Raw genomic sequence first — 18,421 nt, forward strand, 5'->3', positions numbered from 1 at the left:
AAAGGAACGCTGCCAACCATGCCGCCGAACGCGCGGATCGTCCCGTTTTCCGGGACACCTCATCCAGGATAAAGCAGATTATCGCAAGACTCTTCTCGTCGTAAATCCGCTCCACAACCGAAACGGAGCTCAGCAATGTCGATCGATCTACCCGGCCCGATAGCCGATTATGTCAAGGCCAACGCCCGTCTCGACGTGGACGGCATGGTTAAGCCGTTCCTGACGGATGCCCTCTTCATCGACAACGGCAAGCGCTTTGAGGGCCACGCCGCAATCCGCAAGTTGTTCGAAGAAGAAGTCGTCCCCGTGAAGGCGATCTTCACTCCCGACACGCTCCGGGAAGACAATGGCCAGGTGGTGGTCGAAGGCCCCGCGCATGGCGATTTCCCCGGCAGCCCGCTCCGCTTCACCTATCGCTTCACCCTGGTGGACGGCGCGATCGAGACGCTGGAGGCCACGATATGAGCATCAAGGCCGATCCCGCCGAGTTCGCCGGCAAGCGCGTGCTCGTCAGCGGTGGCACGAAGGGTCTGGGCCGCGCCACGGTGGAACGCTTCCTGGCCGGCGGCGCGCACGTCGTCACCGCGGCCCGTGCGATCAAGGATCCCATCCTCGGGGTCGAATATGTTCAGGCGGACCTGACCACGGCGGAAGGGGGCGAGACGCTGGCTCGGGAGGCGCTCGCGCGGCTGGGCGGCATCGACATCCTCGCGCATGTCGTCGGCGGCTCCGCTGCGCCGGCCGGCGGCTTCGCCGCACTGACCGACGAGCACTGGCTCGCCGAGCTGAACCTCAACCTGCTGGCCACGGTCCGGCTCGATCGTCTGCTGATCCCGCAGATGCTCGAACGGGGCAAGGGAACGGTGGTGCACGTCACCTCGATCCAGTCCGTCCTGCCGCTGCCCGACTCGACCACCGGCTATGCCGCCGCCAAGGCCGCGCTCAGGACCTACAGCAAGTCGATCTCCAAGGAGCTCGGACCCAAGGGCGTGCGGGTCAACTCCGTCTCGCCGGGCTGGATCATGACGGATGCCACCGGAGACTTTCTGGAGCGGCTTCAGGCCGCCAATGGCGGCACGATCGAGGACGCACGTCAGGCCGTGCTCGAGGCTCTGGGCGGGATCCCGATCGGGCGTGGCGCCGAGCCCGAAGAGGTGGCCGATCTCATCGCCTACCTAGCGTCCGACCGTGCCGCCGCGATCCACGGCGCCGAGTTCGTCATCGACGGCGGCACCATCCGCACCGTCTGAATTCGCGCCCGGCGCTCGCCTCTGCGAGGGCGCGGGCGCCGGGGAGCGGGCGCCACCGTTCGGCGCGATGCTAAGAAGCTCTTGTTGTCGCATCGCTGAGGCCGGAAACCGGGCGGCACCTTTCGGCGCGTTGCTAAGGACAAACAAGTCGCCTCTGTCGCGCTCGGAAAGCATCTGGGGGAGACGGCCAATGGTCTGAGGTAAGTAAGGTGCCCCGGAAACTCCGAGCTACACGGCGCCTGACCGGCGAGAGCGCCGGACTGCTCGACGCGGCGGCGAAAGCCTGTAGGCTCGGACATGCTTTGCCGCGAGGAGACATCATGGTCCTGAAGCCGTTCGTCCGTACCGCCGTTGCCGCCTCCGCGCTCGTTGCCGCGGCATCCGCCCCAGCGGCCGAGCGTCCCCGAGTGCGGGAGGCGGGCATCCGCATCGGCATCCTGGAGCCGGGGCCGCTCAATGCAATCACCGACGTGGCGGGGGTGCAGGTCGGTCACAGAACCCTGGTCGAAGGCACGGCCGTGAGGACCGGCGTCACCGCAATACTGCCGCACGCGGGCAACCTCTTCCAGGACAAGGTGCCGGCGGGTTTCGCGGTGGCGAACGGTTTCGGCAAGTTCATGGGCTCGACCCAGATCGCAGAGCTCGGCGAGATCGAGACTCCGATCCTGCTCACCAACACCCTGTCGGTGCCCGAGGCGGCCGCGGCGGCCATCGAGTGGACGTTGGAGCAGACCGGAAACGAGCAGGTCCGCTCGGTCAACGCGATCGTCGGCGAGACCAATGACAGTGCCTTGAACGACATCCGCCGCCGCAGGGTGACCAAGGCCGATGCGCGCGCCGCGATCGACGCAGCCCAAAGCGGGCTCGTTCCGGAAGGTGCGGTCGGCGCGGGAACCGGCACCGTCGCGTTCGGCTGGAAGGGCGGGATCGGAACGAGTTCGCGTCGCCTTCCGCCGAAACTCGGCGGCTACACGGTCGGCGTTCTCGTCCAGAGCAATTACGGCGGCGTGCTCAGCGTCGACGGCGTACCGATCGGCACGCTGCTCGACAAATATTATCTCAAGGACGAACTCCAATCGGCAGCGGGCGACGGCTCGGTGGTGATCGTGATCGCCACCGATGCGCCCTTGTCCGATCGCAACCTCGAGCGGCTCGCGCGCCGCGCCTTCCTCGGCATCGCCCGCACGGGGTCACCGATCACCAATGGCTCCGGTGACTATGCCGTCGCCTTCTCCACCGCCGGGAGCGTCCGGCGCACGCCCGATCGGCGGAGCAATGTCGCCGAGATCGCCGAACTTCCCAACGACCGCATCTCGCCGCTCTTCCAGGCGACGGTGGAGGCAACGGAGGAAGCCGTGCTGAATTCCATGTTCCGTGCGGTTTCGGCCGAAGGCAACGGCGCGCGCATCGAGGCTCTGCCGCTGGAGAAAGTGCTCGAGCTTCATTCGCAGTCACGCCGCAGACGGTGATCCGGTCGAACCGCCCGGTACAGGCCACCTGCGCGGCAACCATCGCCTGAACAGAAAACGACTTCCGCCGCCCGCGACCAGTCCCGGCCGTTCGAGACCTAAGGCGTGAACGACCGCTCCCGCCGAAAGCGGACTTTAGCGGCTCGCGTTCGCGCAAGGGCTTGGCCGCGAGGGGAGCCTTCACGATCAACCTGACCAGAACAAGCTCTTCCACGCCATCATCGCCCTGGTCACCGCGCGGCGGTGGGCATGAACTGACTCGGCTTCAATCCGATGAAGGCCCTCGTCTGGTCGGGGATCGTGCAAGGCTTCTCGGTCCCGCCGCCGCTTTTGTTGATGATGCTGCTGACCAACAGCCGCAAGGTGGTCGGCGCCGCAGCAATGGGCGCATCACCAACATCTTGGGATGGGCGACGACGCTGATCACCTTTCTGTGCACCGCCGCGCACGCCGTGAACTGGTTCATGTGATGCGGGCCGGCCAGGCATTCAGCCGGAGCCTCGTCTTCTCGGGCCTGTTGATGCTGATCGGAACCGCCATGTTGCTCGTCGTGGATCAATCCGGAACTCCCTCTTTGGTGGCGAAGGTCCGAGGCTCTCATGGTCGTTGCGGGAGCGTTCGTAGAGCTGCTCGCCGTTAGTCGGATCGGGAGGACGCGCGACCAGCGGGTAGCCCTCATTTCCAGCTGGAAGCTTGGGGTATCTGCATATCCGCGGCAACGGTCTGGAAACGCGGTCAGCTCGCGAGCACTCCAAGCCGTTCGCCGACAAGAATGCAACCGTCCGGAGGCGCCAAGACTGATCGTTCGTCGCTTACGCGCAAGAGCCTGGCGTGGGGGGCTGACGGGCGCCTCCCAAACCGGCTACAGCGCGGATCAACCCAAAGTGGGCATGAAAGGAATGCGTGTTCACCGCGCCATGGGCTGCGCAGCGGGATCCGAGCCTGCCGGAAGCGTCCGAAGGCGTGCACGAGGATGCGCAATCGCGCCGATGGGTCCCGAGCGAAAAACCTGCTCCGCGGCATCTCTCCACATCTTCCAGCGCAGATGGCAGAGCTCCTTCGCATCCAGTTGACTCTCAAGTCTACATATGTAGAGTATCGAACATGGATCGGAACCGGCGCCCCTCGAAGCACATGATCCTGCTCCTGCAGGCACTGTCGGAACGGCGGCTGGAGTGGCGGCACGGCTACGAGCTGATGAAGGAGACCGGGCTGTTGTCGGGAACGCTCTACCCCCTGCTGATGCGAATGACTGACCTGGGCGTGGTCGAGGCGGAGTGGCGCGAGCCGACGCATCGCGGCCGCCCACCCCGCCACGCCTATCGGTTGACCGCTGCCGGATTTGCTCTCGCGTGCGAGATCCGCGACGGCAGCACGGCGGCCTACGGCAGATTGTCGGCGGCATGAGGCTGGCGTCGATCGTGATGGCGCTGGCCGCCTGCTGCCTCGGAGCGCGTCATCGTGACTGGGCGGAGGCGATGGCGACCGAGTTCGAGACGGCGGCCGAAGAAGGTGACGCGCTGCCTTTCGCCGCCGGCTGCCTGCTGGCCGCGCTGCGCGCGCTGCCGAGCCATGAGGAAGGCCGCCTGGCACTCGCCAGTCACGTCCTGGCGCTCGGCCTGCTTATCCCGGTTGCCGCCTTGCAGCTCGGCGACGCCGTGCTCGGTCTTCCCTTTCTCCTTCCCGGCGAGAACGGCGCCCGTGCCTCCCTTGTGCCGGGCAGTCCGGAAGCGCTGCTGATGGCCGGTGCCTTGCCCGCCGCGGCGCTGCCGCCGACCATGCTCCTCCTCCTGCTCGCTGCGGGACAAATGCGTATCGCCTGGCTGCTCCTCGAGCGCGACTGGTCGCGCCTCCTGCCGACGGCGATGGCAATCGTCGCGTCCGCGAGCACCCTGGTCCTGTTTATGAGCATCCTCTTCCTCGAAAGCGTTCACGCCGTTCTCCAGCTCGCTCTACTTGCTCTCGAACTGGCGACCGTCGCCGCCATCGCCAATTGGCACACGGGGATCATCGCCCGCGCCTCGCCCGACGCGTCCTATTAGGGCTCCCTTTCGCTTCAAACGACTTGCGAGCGGGTGCCCACCCCTGCGCGCCCTCTCAGCGTACTGCCAATTACGGCCCATCGTGGGTCCGCCGCAGAAGGAAAACGTCGGAATGCCGCACCTGCCCCCGCTCACCATCGGCGCCGCTATCGCCCTCGCCACAGCGGTGCCGTCGTCAGCGCAGCCACCCGGTGGCGCCACGCCCACTTGCGCGGTGGCGGTTCAGGCGGGCGGGCCGACCGATGCCCACAGCCTGCATGTCGAGGCCAACCTGCGCCCGCCGGTGATTGCGCCCGGCGAACGGCCTTTCACCCTCGCCGAGCGGATGCGCGCCTACGGGGTGCCGGGGCTGAGCGTCGCTGTGATCCAGGGCGGCAGGCTGGCCTGGGCGCGGGGCTGGGGCGTTCGCGACGCGTCCAGCTGCGCGCCGGTCACCCCCGAAACCGCCTTCCAGGCTGCCTCGATCAGCAAGGTCGCGACTGCCCTGCTCGCCCTCCGACTTGCCGAGCATGGCAAGCTCGCACTCGATCGCGACATCAACCTCTCCTTGCGCTCTTGGAAGCTGCCGCAGGATCCTGCGCTGGCGCCGAGAGGCGTGACCCTTCGCCAGTTGCTCAGCCACACCGCCGGGCTCGGTGTCCATGGCTTTCCGGGCTACCCGTCTGGCACGGCGTTGCCGTCCGTGGTGCAGATACTCGACGGCGCCCCACCGGCCAACACCGACAAGGTTCGATCCGTCCTGCCCGCGGGTAGCCAATGGACCTATTCAGGCGGCGGCTACGTGGTTACGCAGCTTGCTTTAGCCGATGTCTCCGGCATGCCGTTCCCCACGCTCGCCGAGCGCGAGTTGTTGCGGCCGCTCGGAATGACGCGCAGCGGCTTCGCCCAGCCGCCCTCGCGCGCGCTCCGCGCCAACATCGCTCTCGCCCATGTGAACGGCGCACCGATCGAAGGCGGCTACCATGTCTATCCGGAGCTTGGCCCGGCCGGCTTGTGGGCCAGCGCTTCCGATCTCGCCCGCTTGCTGATCGACATCCAGGCGGCCGCCGCCGGCGCCGACGGCCGCCGCCTTTCGCCGCCGATGGCGCGGGAGATGCTCGCCGAAGTTCGCAACAACTGGGGCCTCGGACCGATGGTCCAGGGCGAGGGTGCCGCCCGGCGCTTCGGCCATGACGGCCTCAACGAGGGCTTCCAGTCGATGATGGTCTCTTTCGTCGCGCGCGGTGACGGTGTCGTTCTTCTCACCAACGGCGGCGACGGCCGGCGGCTGATGGACGAAGTCGTCCGGGCGATTGCCAGCGAGTATGGCTGGACTGACCTCGCCGCCCCGCCTGCCGAGGAAAGGCAGCTGACGCCGGACGAGATTACCCGCGCCGCCGGCCGCTTCGAGGGCCCCGGCTTGGCAGTCGTCTTCCTGGCCCGTCCAGACGGCCTCTACGCCGACACCGGCGGACCACGGGCCGAACGGCTGCGGGCAATCTCGCCGACCCGGTTCCGCTCGGACGAGAGGGGCTTGATCATCCAGTTCGCGGACGATCGAAGCAGCCTAGACATCGTTGAGGGCGGGCCGCCGCTGAGGCTGGTGCGTGCGGGAGAAGCCGCCGCTGCGCCGTAAGTCACGGTGACGGGGCTGAGGGTGACCGCTCGTTTGCACCGAACCTCATCGGCTGCTTCGAAGCGAGGAATGGAAAGGCCGACATCCGTTTGCCGTCTGCGGACGCTTCGCCTGCCAACCGCCTTTTCGAGCTGTTCGCAGAGATCGGCAGATCGCGACCAGAGCCGGTCGTTCCCGACAACCCGCCGAACGGCCGCTCTTGGCGAAACCGGTCATTCGTCGCCGAATGTCAGCTTCCGCTCGAGAACCTGACGTTCATGCAGGCAAGCACCGTTCACGCCAGCTACAGCGTGAATCGACCCATTGCTGCCGTTCCCATGGTTCTGTTACCCGTGGGGGCAGCGGCGAACGAGAGGTGATATGGGGCGGCGGCGGCGAAGGGAATCAAGGCGCAATGCTGAGACCCCGACGACTGGCTTCAGCCCAAAGCGTGGTAAGGAGTACTTCCTTATCTCACTTGTCGTATTTTCGATAGTGGTCGGGGGGAGGATGCTGAGCGGTGCGCCTGTATCAGTGACTGGTGCCGTCGCTTTCGTGATCGGTGTTTCCTTCTTGGCGGGCGTGATCGGAATGTTCACCGATAACGTCCCTTTCTGAGCATGCCCGATCTAAGCTGAAGGGCAGCTAACCACCATGCCCTGTCATTCGCACGGCGATCGCCAAGCGATACGGCGAAGGTCCGCCTTCGCACGGCACCCCGACGTTCGTCACCGGCCTGCTCCATGTAGGGACCTACGACGTGCTCCGACCCTAAGCTGACGTAGCGGCTTCACGACGGAGTTCGATCCAGACCCAACGCCCGATTTGCTCTCCTGCCGCCGCGTCCGTAGTGGTGGCGCCAAGGAGGCCGCCGATGGATCTTACGATACACATCCCTGATGAGGTTCTTGAGGATTATCGGCACGTCCTACCGCCGCCGGGAATGGGCGTGCTCGAGGCGATCGCCGTGGATGCCGTTCTGGCCGCCCTGCAGAGGATGGTAGACAGCAGCGAGAATCCAGCTGCTTGAAGGCCAGCACGAAGAGGCGCGACCCTGGACTCAGAGCTGTAGGGCAGTGAGCATCGGTGACTAAGGCAGTCCCGGCCAAGATGATCTTCGACATTCTAGGCCCGGAATCCACCCCATCCGGCTGTTACCGTCGCGAACGCCCGCCGTGGCGGCCAATGTCCGATCTCGCGCCGCAGCCTGATGTTCGCCGCTGGCGTGCGCCAGATCGAGACGGACGCCCGGGTCCGACCCATAGCTGACCTTCCAAGAGCTGCAACGAACGACGTTTTTTACCTCCAAGTGTCGGGCAACGAGGAAGCCCGGTTCGACACTCCCACCCTATGCGCCACGCAGAAAGCGATGTTTTTCCGGGCACGTCGCGATAGGCTGTGCCGCATGAGGAAACTGACCCGACGGGATTGGCTCGCGTTATCTGCTCCGGCCGTCATGAGCATTCTGGTGGCCTATTTCCATGGTCATCAGAAGGGGCGGGCCGCTGGTGCAGCAACCGGAGCGGCCATGTTTGCTTTCACGGTTTGGACATGGCGGCGACGGATCATCAAATATCCCGAGAACACTTGGAAAGTGCGCCTCTAGCCAATCTGTCCAAGCATGATGTCGCGTGTCCCCCCCACCCGCTGTTCCCGCCGACCGATGCCGCGTCCGTGAACGTCCGCTCTCGCGTGGCAGCCTGACGTTGGCCGTCGGCGCGCGCCGGCCCGGGAAGGGCTACCGGGTCCGACCCTTAGCGGACATTTCAATCGGGCATCTCAGGAGGCATAATGGTTCAATTGCTTTGGAGGTATTGTGGCGGTGGTCCTTCGAAAGATTGCGCTCTTCGGCGCAGCCTTACTTCTCGGCGTTGTCGTAGGGCCGCTCGCTTTGGCTGCTTTGGCCGCGCTGAACGCCCCACGGCATGGGACCGAGCGGCTGACAGCCGCGCATCGCCTACTCGACGCCTTCGACGACCGCTATCCAGAGAGAATTAGGATGGCAACCTTTACCACGAGCGGGTTCGCCGGTGACTGCGGGTATGTTGAGGAGCAGTTGTTCGGGCAGATGCCATCCTTTCCTCGTCTGGAGCCAGAGAGCCAAGATTGGACACCCTACACCGGCTATTTTGACCTAATCATGTGGCACCGCGATGAATTCCGGAAGGAGGTAGAACGTCGTCGAACGGAGCATCTGAGCCAGCATCTCGGCGGGTTCGAAATTGCCTTCCTCGACCGCTGCATCAGGCGCACCGCCTTTTCGTCTTTCTGCGGGGACAGAGTCCGTCGCGTTTTGAAAACAGGTGACCTCCGGAGCCAATCCTCGCTGCCGTCATCCGGACCGCGGCCGGATCAACGGCGACGGTCAAAAACAATCTGCACCTACCTCGATGGTGTGGCTGCTCGAAAGTCTCACTCGCTCGCGACTCCGGTGCCGGGACGATAGCGTCGGAGTCGTTGAGCAGGTCGGCTTTCCACCCCACCCGGCTGTTCGCTCCGACGCGGGAGGGCCGCGGCGCGAATGTCCGGTTCCGCGCGATAAGTCGACGTTCCCGCTTGGTCGCGACGGATCGGGCCTCTACAGCCGCCTGCGACCCATATCGGACATTGACGGTCGACCCGCGCGCGTATCTTGTACGTCCATGCCCTCCATGATCGAAGCGCTGCCCCTTTCGACATTGGAGTTGCTGAATGATCTCTGCATCGGAAAGCCAGACCCGTCGAATGCCCGGCGCTGGGCAGGTGACATATTGGCGACGGGGATCTCGTCAGACGCGTTGATCGAAACAGCTCTGCTCCGAGATGATGAGTGGCAGCGCGCAGGAGAGTTGGTCCACCAAGCTTTGGAGGATGGAGGCATACTCAAAGAACCGCGCTGGCAAATTGCATTGACGTTCTTGCGCCTCCTCATGCGCGCCTACCTCGACGCCGCCATAACGGCGGAGGAGTTCAGCGACCGGTTCGAGCACGCTTACGCTGATCAGCCCTCTGCCGAAGGCATTCCGGAGGCTGTCGAGCTGCCGCTCAGAAGCGTCTACAAGGCGGCCGTGATGTACTCTCCTTTTCCCCGAGATCGCACGGAGTACCCCGCCTACATCGGTGACGACCAAATGCACGAGATCACCCGACTGGCCGCGGGGCAACTGACGGGCTGACCGTCTCCATTCCACCCGAGTCTGCTGTTGCCGTCTCGATCGAGAGCCTCGGCGGCGAACGTCCGGTTGCGCGCGACAGGCGGACGTTCGGGCCTGGCCGAGACCGCCCGGGCTCCTACAGCCGCCTGCGACCCATTCCGGACATAAGAATGGACGCGTAGCCAACTTGAATGACCGGATTGCAACTCGAGCGTCATAGGGGCGCCGACCGCGGGAACAGCATCGGGCCGCGTCATCTCATGTTCTCTGACCCTCTCCCAGAGGAGCCAAGCGCACGACGGCATCAAGTCCTCTCAGCTTTTTCGCAGCCGGTATCGTGCCGTCTCGCGTATCGGAGTTCTCCACAATCGTGTTATGGCTTCGATCTCTATAAAATTTTCCGAGTAACTGCCGTGTCGTTCGATTGGGATGTTGCGGATATCACCATCGGGGGTATCGCACGTCATCCGCACACTGAAAGACCCGCCTCCGATCGACACGCTCTTGTCGCGACAATCGCCATCGTCGCGGGCGACAAGCTCCTCAAAAGCCTGCCGATTGGACGCATCGACCCACATGTCGATCTTGTCGCTCCTTTGTGAGCCCTCCCGCACGATGTCGTACTGGCCAGCCTTGGGAAACCCGTTGGCGCTGTTTCCACCCGACGCCGCAGGCGGGGCCGCCGCGCTGCCGCTCGGACCGTTCCCCGGTGAACCGGGATGTAATGTCGATCCCAGATACCCTGCTCCGACCACGAGGGCTCCAGCAAACAGCAGCAAACCCCTCATCTGTGATCCTCCGTTCATTGATCGCGCTGGCTAACTCAGAACTGGTAAAGGATTGCCGACCAACGATCGTGCGCCGGAGCGGCTCGGCCATCATTCGCTTGTGGCAGATAGCGGGCGTCCGCATTCGAGCGGCGAAGGTGGTGCCGATCGAGCGTCGTTTACGTCTGCAACCCACCTGATTCAGCTGTTGCGGTCGAGAGCCGGCGCCGGCACGGGCGACGTCCTCTTTTGCCAAGCGGGCGGATGACCGCGCCGCCACCGTCTGGACCGCTGTGCTACAGAGCGAATTGACCCTTCCACGACATTCGCGCTGCGACTATCCGTCACGGCGCGCATCCGACCCGATGAAGACGCTTGCTAGAAGGGCAAGCGGGCGACGGGGCAAACGCGCGTGAGGGGCATGGGTCCGTGGGCGATTCAGGTCATGCTATTCCTCGCTGCAGGGGAAGGTAATGGATACATATACGCCCAGATCGTATCAGGACTTGAAAGCCAGGAGCGTCGTCCTTGCGGCTGGAATAGAGGCGCTCACGCCGAAGCTTCCTCCTCCGGGGGAGTGGTGTCCATTCGAGGTAAAATGGGCCTTCCTCCCCTACGCTCGCCGTGATCCTGAAGACGAGGAGTATACTGTTGCCTGCTTTGAGCAGATGCGGAATTACCTGAAGGAGATATTTCCGGGCTTTTCCGCCTCGCTGATGGGCGAGGATTCCGAATTGACCTTCTGGGTATGGGAAAACGTCCGCCCAAACGTCCGGTGGGTCAACGAGCGCATTCCGCAGATGTATTTGCTTGCGCGGCTGTGCAACTGCCACTTAGAGGGCTGGACGTACGAAGACGATAGCGCCTGGGAATTTGGTCTAAGCAAGCTCATCGACGAAGCGGGGTTCGACAAGTTTTACTTGAGGCCAGGACAGGGGAGTTAAGCACGCGTCCCAACCTCATCAGCGCAGCCCCGCTAGTGCAGGTCCTATCCCTAACGACGGAGTGGGATGTCTCACTTCCACCCTCCCCGGCTGTTCCCGGCGCGATCACCAGGCGACTCTGCGAAGGTCCGCTTCCGCGCGGCACCCTGACGTTCGCCGCCGGCGTGCGCCATGCGGGGACCTAGGACGTGCTCCGACCCAATTTGGACACTCCGACTAGTAGCCTGCTCTATCAGGTTTCAAGCCTGCGAGAGACGTCACGAATTCGATCAGCGGTTCCAACTTGCGCGGCCGATTGCAGCTGATGCTCACAGACGAGAACCGGTAGCCGGCGGGTTCAGTCCGCTCCATATCGAGCGTCTGGCAGTGGAGGAATATCTCCTCACCGTCCCAGGTTCCGGTCTCAAACTTCCAAACGTCGGACGTGGCGGCGAGATCATTGAGGCGCCGCACGTCAGCAAGCGAAACCGTTCGTGCACGTTTTTTCTCGACCTTGTAGGTTCGATCGCCAGCAGGAAGGATCGTCTTGCGCTCGATCCTTCCCGTGCCGTCTGCGAGCTCGATGAAATCGATCACGCGCACATAGCGGAGATGGCCGTCAGTGAAAGTGAAGCGCACCTGCTGGCGAGCGCGATTACCGATCATGCCTTTCCAGAGCGGCTTCTCACCCGCGCCACGAAGGAAGCAGTCAGACCAGCCCGCATAGGGAAGATCTTGAACCTCTGCGGGAAACATGCCGCACCGCCCTACCGCCGAGGCAGGCTCGCGATCGAGAGCCCAGGCGGAAGCCGCCGTCATAGCGGAGAGGATCCCCAGAAATACGCTCAGCTTCATGTCGGCAGCTTACCATCCGAATGTCGCGTTTCCACCCTCCCCGGCTGTTCCCGGCGCGATCGAGCGGCGCCGCGACGAAGGTCCGGTTACGCGCGCCAGGCCGACGTTCGCGCCGCCGCGGGCGCGATCACCGCGCCACAGCGCGGATCGACCCAAAGCGGTCGTAGCTCGGCGAAAGGTTGAGGCCTGATATCGGACATCCCTCGGGTCCTACTTTTGGGCTGGACCTGGCCGCTCACGGAAGATCTATGGCTCGGGAGCAGCTCGAAAGCTCAGCCGCCTTCTATGGTCAGCCACGCGCGGGAGAAATCGCGCCTTGCGAGGTCGCTTGTTGCGATCCAAAAGCCGCAATGGTCGATGTCGCCCCACTGCCATCCCAGCGCGCTGTCGCTCGCAAGCTGGAGCAGGCCTACGATCGGATCGTCGCGATGCGCTGGTGGCTGCCAGGTGCGCGCATAGCCGAGCATCCGAGATGCCCGCAGCCTGTCGAGGCTGAATGGTCTGAATGCGAACGCCATGGAATCGTAGAATTGCGGCGTGATGCGCGCCGCGTTCTCGGTTTCCCCGGCCCAGCATCGTATCGTCGCCAGCATTGAAAGAAAGACCAGCCTGCTCGCATCATCGCTGAGCGGCCTATCGTCTCCTGAAAGCCGCACGGAGCGAAGCCAGGCGCGGAAAGTACCGCGATCCTGTTCCTCGACGGGCGCGTTACCGTGAACGGCGGCGTCGCGGTTCAGCCACGCATTGGCCTCGCCCCAAAGGCGCGCGACAAATTGCGCTTCTGGGTAGGGACAGATGTCCAGCTGGCGCAGGAGAAAGCGCGCGGCGTATCGGATCGTGAGCCAGTGCTGCGGATAAGTCGCCGCGCCGTTCTCGGCATGAAAGAAGATCTCCCGGCCCGCACTCTTGTCTTGGCCCCTTGTGCCGGCGAGATCCGGAATAGCGATACCGATTGCACGCGCGATGGCCCTTTCGCGGCGCTGCACAAGGGCCTCGGAATAGCGGCGCTGGCGCGCCTGGTCGCACGGCCACGCCGACAAGCAGGGTTTTTCCAATTGGGAACTCATCGGCGCGCGCGGGCCGGAGGCATCCGACTCCTCGACTGCCTGTGGAAGCGCGTCGGGCCAATCGTCTGATGCCAGCGGCTCGATCGGCCATTCGACGTGCAAGGACGGAGCATTTTCCCCAACCCGCATGATGTTGCCCCATGCCCCATGCGGACTGTTTCTCCCACCAATCGGCGGGAGATCCGAAGGAGCTTGCCGCAGGGGTGTGGAGGCAGAGACCTCTGGTACATGTAAGACCCGGCAAACGTCCGCGGGCGAGCTCTCATGATCCCAGAGATGATGATCATTCTCCCGGCCAAAGAAGAACAGCACCCCGCGGTTCGGCAGAGCGCTTGGGTTAGGAAGATCGGCGCAGTCGATTTGCGCCAGAAAGTGGAGCGGGATCCCCCCCGGCGTGCGAGGCCACTCGATCTCCGTCGGAAGTCGTGGAAGTCCCCCGAACTTCGAATTGGTGCGGCGGGCGCGGTGTGGCGGATAAGGCCGATGGAGAAGAATGGCGTCGCAGCGGTAGCGACGAAAGATGCATTCGAACTCGTCTTCGCTCATATCCAGTGGCTACCGCACGGATCTGCATTCCTCAACAAGTCCGCGACCCCAAGCGGGCATCGAGGTATCGTCCAATGCTTCGCGCCATCGCGACGCAGCCTCAGGCCGGTTTTCGGCACATACGCTGCTCAAGCCGTGCCGCAGTATGCGGCGCCCCGTCGAACGTCGGCTTGCCCGCAGCCGACCGATTGTTCTTTGTTGGAACCTCACATTCATGTCAGTACCGCCGAACATGAGAAGTGGTGTTAAGCTCGGCCCGCTGGCTCATCCAAGCTTCGGCCGAAGGCATCTTGCGGCTACAGGAATGTCTCGAATCCACCCGAATGAGCTGTGCCCATTGGCGATGAACGCGGCGGCGGCCAATGTCCGCTCCCGCGCGGCAGCCTGACGTTCGCGCCGGGACGCGGGCCAGATCGGGACGGTAGGCCGGCTCGGCCCCGTAGCCAACATTGGCGTTCCGCGTCCTGTTGGCTATCCAGACGGGCATGACAGCCAGAGAGATCGAGACGCTCCGAGAGGATATCGCCAGAGCGGAAGCCGAGCTCGATGCATCCGTACGCCGGCTAGCGGGAAAGCGCACCGGCGGGGAGATGGAGGCGTATGAGGCCGCCTTTCAACAACTGCTGAACGCCGAACGCAAGTTGGCAACGGCCGAAGCTCGCCCGCACGCAGTCGCGGAGACGATGTCTCTCCTTTGGGATGTTGGCGCACCCCTTCCAACGCTCATTCAATCGGACAATGACGCGCATTTACTCTTCCTTCTCTCCGATGACGAAAGCGCCGTTGGGTTAGTCCGCTTTGATGGTTGCTCCGCCACCCTGTTTGGAAACCCCGGCGACGAGACATTCCCTGGGCATCCGCTACATGGAAGCGGCTTTGAGCCATACAGAGCGATGCGCGTGATAAACTCGCCATGGATCGATCAGCTGCGGCGGATCGACTCGGTTCATCCAAGGCACAACGAAGCTTCGTTTGCCGAGCTCAACCACTTCATCTTCCCGTTCCATGATACGACCTTCGAATGTGTCGCGCGATCGTACGCGGCCTCACGAGTACCTGGTCGGCTGAGTGATGCAGTGAAAGCAGTCGTCGACCAGCTCTTCTAAGGTCCGATTTCCACCCGATGCGGCTGTCCCCGGGCGATCACGGGCCGCGGCGGCGAACGTCCGGTCTCGCGTGGTAGCCTGCCATCGGCGCCATCATTCCGCGTGATCGGGACGTTGAACCGCGTCCGACCCTAAGCGGACCTTGCGAGCGAGGACAGGCGGCAAGCGCCCCTCGGAAACACTGACCTTCCGAACGCTGTCGCGGAATGGTAAGCGTTGGTGATGCCGAGCCGCCTTCAACTCGCAAAGAATGCCGCTCGGGCAATCACCGTTGCTATCGCGACAGCAGTTTTTCTGGTTTCGACCTACACCTTGTGCGAGGGGCTGCTTGCAGGTTGTGGGTCTGGAAAGTGCCTGTTGCCATTAAGCGTGGGCATTCAGATAGCCGCACTGATTTCGCTTTTTTACTCTCTGCTTATCGCGGCATTTGCGCTCCCGGGATGGCTACTGCTTCAAAGACTTGGTTTGGGAAATTGGCAGAGCGCAGTCGCCGTTGGTTTCCTTGGGCCCGTGGCCGTTTGGCTATTCACTGGGTCTTACGACTTCAGCGTCTGGGCCGTCGCGTACACCGGGCTTCCCTACGCCCTCTGTGGTGCCGTTGCTGGTTTCGCAGCCTGGGTGACCAGTTCTCGCGCCTCAACGAATGGCAGTTCCCGCGCCGGCGCCTGACGCTGTGATGACGGGCGCCCCCACGCCGGCTACAGCGCGCATCCTCCCATCGCGGCAACGCGATCTTCAAGCCATGTTGAAGCGTGCCGACCATCTACATGCCCCTGCTGAACGAAGGCGTAGACGTGTGGCGTTCAGTCGAGGCGACGCACCTATCAGGTGACGCCTACCAAGTGGGTGGAAAGGTTCCAGAAGGTGAGGAATGGACGTTTGCACCGGGAACCCTTGTCCGATGCGAACGGAAGACGTTCAGCAGCGGCGGCGCAGGCCTCGCGGCCATCGAGGTCGCGAGCTAAGTCCGGAATCCACCTCGCCGGCCGTTCCCTGCGCGATCGAGCGGCGCCGCGACGAAGGTCCGGTTACGCGCGCCAGACCGACGTTCGCGCCGCCGCGGGTGCGATCACCACGCTACGGCGCGGATCGACCCATTCCGGACTCTCGGCACGCTGAAATCAATCAGCACTGACGTGCAGATACCAGCCTTCGTCAATGGCTCGGTAGGCGTCGAACCACGTATCGGTGACGTACCCAGCCTTGTCATAAGGGGTATCGAGGCTGCGAATGGGAGGGTTCGGAGGTGCTTGGCCGAGCCATTTAATTTCTTTCAATGAACCGCTAATCCCGATGCCCGCCGTGCTTACAACGAACGACACCGATACCCATCGCTTGGCAGACTTGGAACGGTACGGGATAATCGTCTCGATCCCGAGCTGCTCGAAGAGGATACGGTACGCTGCACGATGGGATTCGGGCAGTGAAGGGTAACCGTCGAGAGTGTCAGGCTCAATCCGCTCCCGCTGCTCCGCGTCTTGTAGAGCAAAGTCCCTGGCCTGCTCGAATGCTGCTCGATGGTCACGGAACCTGCTGATGAGCTCATCGTCACCTGGATGGCGAGCTGTGCCGCATGCGGCCAGAAGCATCGACGTTATTACAATCAAGGATTTGAACACTACGGGCCTGCCGGCGCGCCTTCGTCGAAACCTCAGCAGATCAATCGTCACCCGCGCCTCCGCCTATCACCGCTTTTCGAACCTGCTCTAGCGCCCCGATATGCAGGTCCAATGCAGACCATGTCTGACTTCCACCCTGATCGGCTGTTGTCGGCGCGATCCTCCACGGCAGCGGCGAACGTAAGCTATCGCGCGGCAATCTGACGTTGGCAGTGGGCATGCTCCAGATCGGGAGCTACGACGTGCTCCGGCCCTTGGTCGACTTACCCGCCAGCTACTGAACGATGATCCCGCCTTCAGTGTTGGGGGCGACGAATAGCCCCAGATCAAGGCGCTCGGCTCCCTGAGCCGCTAGGTAGACGACCTCACCGGACAGGAGTTCGCCAACGGCACCGGATAGGCTCTCCATCGAGACATCGATTCCGCACACCCAGGCACATGGCCCGGCCTCAGAGCAGCCTACATCGCGAAGACTGTCGCCGATCCTTCCCGCCCTCTGCTGGTCGGCTATCACCACGATAAGCCGCCTTTGATCCATTCGGACGCGAAAAAACTCGGGGTTCATGCAGGGCTCCTTCGAGACCAACATGGCAACCTGAGGGTCCGGGAACCACCCGTTTCGGCTGTCGCGGTCGGGAGCCCGCGTCAGCGCGCGCTACGTCCGCTCTCGCCAGGCAGGCTGACGATGGCGCCGCCACCACCAGGACCAACGCGCTACAGCGCGGATCGGGCAAGCGGCTCGCGCGAGTGCATCCACCACCTGCTCCATAGCCGACATTCGCCAGGACGGGGAGCAAGGTCTGCTAAGATCCCCCAAAGCAGTCATTCGCAGGGCGCACCGGGAATGACGGCTTCGGGGTATCAAAGCGGTCATTCGCCGCCACGGTCGGGAACGGCGGCTTTGTCCCAACACTAGCCGTTCCCACTCCCGCGCGCCGAGGCCTCCACGCTCTTCCACGCTTGGTAATCGTCGCCGTGTCACCTTGCGCCGATGAGCAACGAGTCGCTTCTCGCGTCGAGCAATGCCGCTAGCCGCATCGCTTGGCTGGTTGATGCCGATAGCATTGCCCATGCGAAGCTCGGCGCAATCGTCGGCGAATTGTCGCGCTAGGCCGTCGCCAACGTGCGGCGCGCCTATGGCGACTGGACCAACGCGCGCCTGAAGGGCTGGAAGGACAAGCTCCACTTGTACGCGATCCGGCCGATGCAGCAATTCAGCTATTCCGCAGGCAAGAACGCGACCGACATGGCGCTAGAGCGATTTGCAGTCAGACGGAACCATCTGGCGACTCGAAAATCGCGGTACAACAAAAGCCTAGAGCGTCGAGTGCAGTTCCTGGATCGCGCTTGACGCTCTAGTCATCGATGCGATGAAATTGCTCTACACGCAGGAGTTCGACGCTTTTTGCATCGCGTCGAGCGATGCGGACTTCACCCTCCTGGTGATGCAGCTGCGGGCCAATGGACGCGCGGTTTACGGCTTCGGCGAGCGCAAGACGCCCGGGCCGTTCGTCAATGCCCTAACCAAGCCGGACTCGTAACAATAACGCGCACTGCCCCGTGGGCTGCGTCGGGGGCCCACCCCGGCCTGCGCCGACAGCCGCCCCCCAATCCGGGCGTGGCAATGTCGTTCGCACCGCTATAGGTGCGCCCCACGATTTCACGCATTCAGGCAGACGCATGGCCCGCAAGCATTCGAAACATGGTCCCTACGAGGATCTGCACCCCAAGGCGGACGCTCCGGCGAAGGCGGTGCTCTGCTGGCTGTGCGGCCGGCCCACCGGCAAGACCATCATCTGGCACCATCCGGTCCCGAAGAGCCGGGGCGGAACGGATGTCGTCCCGATGCACGCAATCTGTCAGCAGACGCTGATTACGAATTTCACCAATTCCGAGCTGCAGCGGTATGGCCTGGACGTGGACGCGCTGCTGGCCAACCCCAATGTGCGCAAATTCGTCGCCTGGGTCGCCAACAAGGATCCGGATTTCACCGCGACGATTGCGAAGAAGCAGCGCTGATCAGGCGGCGCTGACCGGGCTGGGCTGATC

At 63.6% G+C, this 18,421-nt stretch carries 20 protein-coding genes; 15 read left to right on the forward strand and 5 right to left on the reverse strand.

The genetic code is table 11. From position 1 onward, the window contains the following. Nucleotides 1–135 precede the first annotated feature (135 nt). The 10 genes from ETR14_RS02965 to ETR14_RS03005 all read left to right on the forward strand — a co-directional run bounded on the left by ETR14_RS02965 (nucleotide 136) and on the right by ETR14_RS03005 (nucleotide 9,510). On the forward strand, nucleotides 136–465 hold the full coding sequence (locus tag ETR14_RS02965) for a nuclear transport factor 2 family protein (RefSeq protein ID WP_129383290.1): 330 nt from the start codon (nucleotides 136–138) through the stop codon (nucleotides 463–465). Further along, on the forward strand, nucleotides 462–1,250 hold the full coding sequence (locus tag ETR14_RS02970; RefSeq protein WP_129383291.1) for an SDR family oxidoreductase: 789 nt from the start codon (nucleotides 462–464) through the stop codon (nucleotides 1,248–1,250). Before ETR14_RS02965 ends, ETR14_RS02970 begins: the two co-directional genes overlap by 4 nt. Nucleotides 1,251–1,570: 320 nt before the next feature. Then, nucleotides 1,571–2,719, forward strand: a complete 1,149-nt coding sequence (locus tag ETR14_RS02975) for a P1 family peptidase (protein ID WP_129383292.1) — start codon at nucleotides 1,571–1,573, stop codon at nucleotides 2,717–2,719. A 273-nt stretch (nucleotides 2,720–2,992) separates the two neighbouring features. Next, nucleotides 2,993–3,142: a hypothetical protein gene (locus ETR14_RS29035; protein WP_243455736.1), complete on the forward strand. Its 150-nt coding sequence runs from the start codon at nucleotides 2,993–2,995 to the stop codon at nucleotides 3,140–3,142. A 711-nt stretch (nucleotides 3,143–3,853) separates the two neighbouring features. After that, nucleotides 3,854–4,126, forward strand: coding sequence for a PadR family transcriptional regulator (locus ETR14_RS02985; RefSeq protein ID WP_129383293.1), 273 nt, complete (start codon nucleotides 3,854–3,856; stop codon nucleotides 4,124–4,126). Then, the gene (locus ETR14_RS02990; RefSeq protein ID WP_129383294.1) at nucleotides 4,123–4,761 is read left to right on the forward strand and encodes a hypothetical protein; all 639 of its coding nucleotides are present in this window, start codon (nucleotides 4,123–4,125) and stop codon (nucleotides 4,759–4,761) included. The genes ETR14_RS02985 and ETR14_RS02990 overlap by 4 nt, the downstream gene beginning before the upstream one ends. A 112-nt stretch (nucleotides 4,762–4,873) precedes the next feature. Beyond that, the gene (locus tag ETR14_RS02995) at nucleotides 4,874–6,376 is read left to right on the forward strand and encodes a serine hydrolase (protein WP_129383295.1); all 1,503 of its coding nucleotides are present in this window, start codon (nucleotides 4,874–4,876) and stop codon (nucleotides 6,374–6,376) included. Nucleotides 6,377–7,229: 853 nt separating this feature from the next. Next, on the forward strand, nucleotides 7,230–7,385 hold the full coding sequence (locus tag ETR14_RS28105; RefSeq protein ID WP_165356247.1) for a hypothetical protein: 156 nt from the start codon (nucleotides 7,230–7,232) through the stop codon (nucleotides 7,383–7,385). A 180-nt stretch (nucleotides 7,386–7,565) separates the two neighbouring features. After that, nucleotides 7,566–7,961 carry a hypothetical protein gene (locus ETR14_RS03000; protein ID WP_129383296.1) on the forward strand — a complete coding sequence of 132 codons (396 nt, stop codon included), beginning with the start codon at nucleotides 7,566–7,568 and terminating at the stop codon, nucleotides 7,959–7,961. Between the two features lie 1,036 nt (nucleotides 7,962–8,997). Next, nucleotides 8,998–9,510, forward strand: coding sequence for a hypothetical protein (locus tag ETR14_RS03005; protein ID WP_129383297.1), 513 nt, complete (start codon nucleotides 8,998–9,000; stop codon nucleotides 9,508–9,510). 293 nt (nucleotides 9,511–9,803) lie between these two features. Here the strand turns inward: ETR14_RS03005 and ETR14_RS03010 are convergent, their stop codons facing one another. Then, a complete protein-coding gene (locus ETR14_RS03010; protein ID WP_129383298.1) occupies nucleotides 9,804–10,277 on the reverse strand; it encodes a hypothetical protein in 474 nt (157 codons plus the stop codon). 452 nt (nucleotides 10,278–10,729) lie between these two features. Between ETR14_RS03010 and ETR14_RS03015 the strand changes: the two genes are divergently transcribed. Next, nucleotides 10,730–11,200 carry a hypothetical protein gene (locus tag ETR14_RS03015; RefSeq protein ID WP_129383299.1) on the forward strand — a complete coding sequence of 157 codons (471 nt, stop codon included), beginning with the start codon at nucleotides 10,730–10,732 and terminating at the stop codon, nucleotides 11,198–11,200. Nucleotides 11,201–11,416: 216 nt separating this feature from the next. Here ETR14_RS03015 and ETR14_RS03020 read toward each other — a convergent pair whose 3' ends face one another. Both ETR14_RS03020 and ETR14_RS03025 read right to left on the reverse strand, forming a co-directional pair. Further along, the gene (locus tag ETR14_RS03020; RefSeq protein ID WP_129383300.1) at nucleotides 11,417–12,034 is read right to left on the reverse strand and encodes a hypothetical protein; all 618 of its coding nucleotides are present in this window, start codon (nucleotides 12,032–12,034) and stop codon (nucleotides 11,417–11,419) included. Between the two features lie 272 nt (nucleotides 12,035–12,306). Beyond that, complete coding sequence (locus tag ETR14_RS03025; RefSeq protein ID WP_129383301.1) at nucleotides 12,307–13,647, reverse strand: DUF1963 domain-containing protein; 1,341 nt, start codon at nucleotides 13,645–13,647, stop codon at nucleotides 12,307–12,309. 485 nt (nucleotides 13,648–14,132) lie between these two features. Here ETR14_RS03025 and ETR14_RS03030 point away from each other — a divergent pair, with 485 nt between their 5' ends. Beyond that, on the forward strand, nucleotides 14,133–14,753 hold the full coding sequence (locus tag ETR14_RS03030) for a hypothetical protein (protein WP_129383302.1): 621 nt from the start codon (nucleotides 14,133–14,135) through the stop codon (nucleotides 14,751–14,753). A gap of 1,121 nt (nucleotides 14,754–15,874) precedes the next feature. Here ETR14_RS03030 and ETR14_RS03035 read toward each other — a convergent pair. After that, nucleotides 15,875–16,423, reverse strand: a complete 549-nt coding sequence (locus tag ETR14_RS03035) for a hypothetical protein (RefSeq protein ID WP_129383303.1) — start codon at nucleotides 16,421–16,423, stop codon at nucleotides 15,875–15,877. Nucleotides 16,424–16,646: 223 nt separating this feature from the next. Further along, a complete protein-coding gene (locus ETR14_RS03040) occupies nucleotides 16,647–16,937 on the reverse strand; it encodes a hypothetical protein (protein WP_129383304.1) in 291 nt (96 codons plus the stop codon). 558 nt (nucleotides 16,938–17,495) lie between these two features. Here ETR14_RS03040 and ETR14_RS29485 point away from each other — a divergent pair. The 3 genes from ETR14_RS29485 (at nucleotide 17,496) to ETR14_RS03055 (ending at nucleotide 18,391) form a co-directional block, all read left to right on the forward strand. Continuing rightward, nucleotides 17,496–17,723, forward strand: a complete 228-nt coding sequence (locus tag ETR14_RS29485; RefSeq protein ID WP_256370193.1) for an NYN domain-containing protein — start codon at nucleotides 17,496–17,498, stop codon at nucleotides 17,721–17,723. 19 nt (nucleotides 17,724–17,742) lie between these two features. Continuing rightward, nucleotides 17,743–17,913 carry an NYN domain-containing protein gene (locus ETR14_RS29490; RefSeq protein ID WP_371416738.1) on the forward strand — a complete coding sequence of 57 codons (171 nt, stop codon included), beginning with the start codon at nucleotides 17,743–17,745 and terminating at the stop codon, nucleotides 17,911–17,913. Between the two features lie 139 nt (nucleotides 17,914–18,052). After that, the gene (locus ETR14_RS03055) at nucleotides 18,053–18,391 is read left to right on the forward strand and encodes a hypothetical protein (protein ID WP_129383305.1); all 339 of its coding nucleotides are present in this window, start codon (nucleotides 18,053–18,055) and stop codon (nucleotides 18,389–18,391) included. Nucleotides 18,392–18,421: the final 30 nt, after the last annotated feature.

Source organism: Sphingosinicella sp. BN140058, from assembly GCF_004135585.1.
GTDB lineage: Bacteria > Pseudomonadota > Alphaproteobacteria > Sphingomonadales > Sphingomonadaceae > Allosphingosinicella.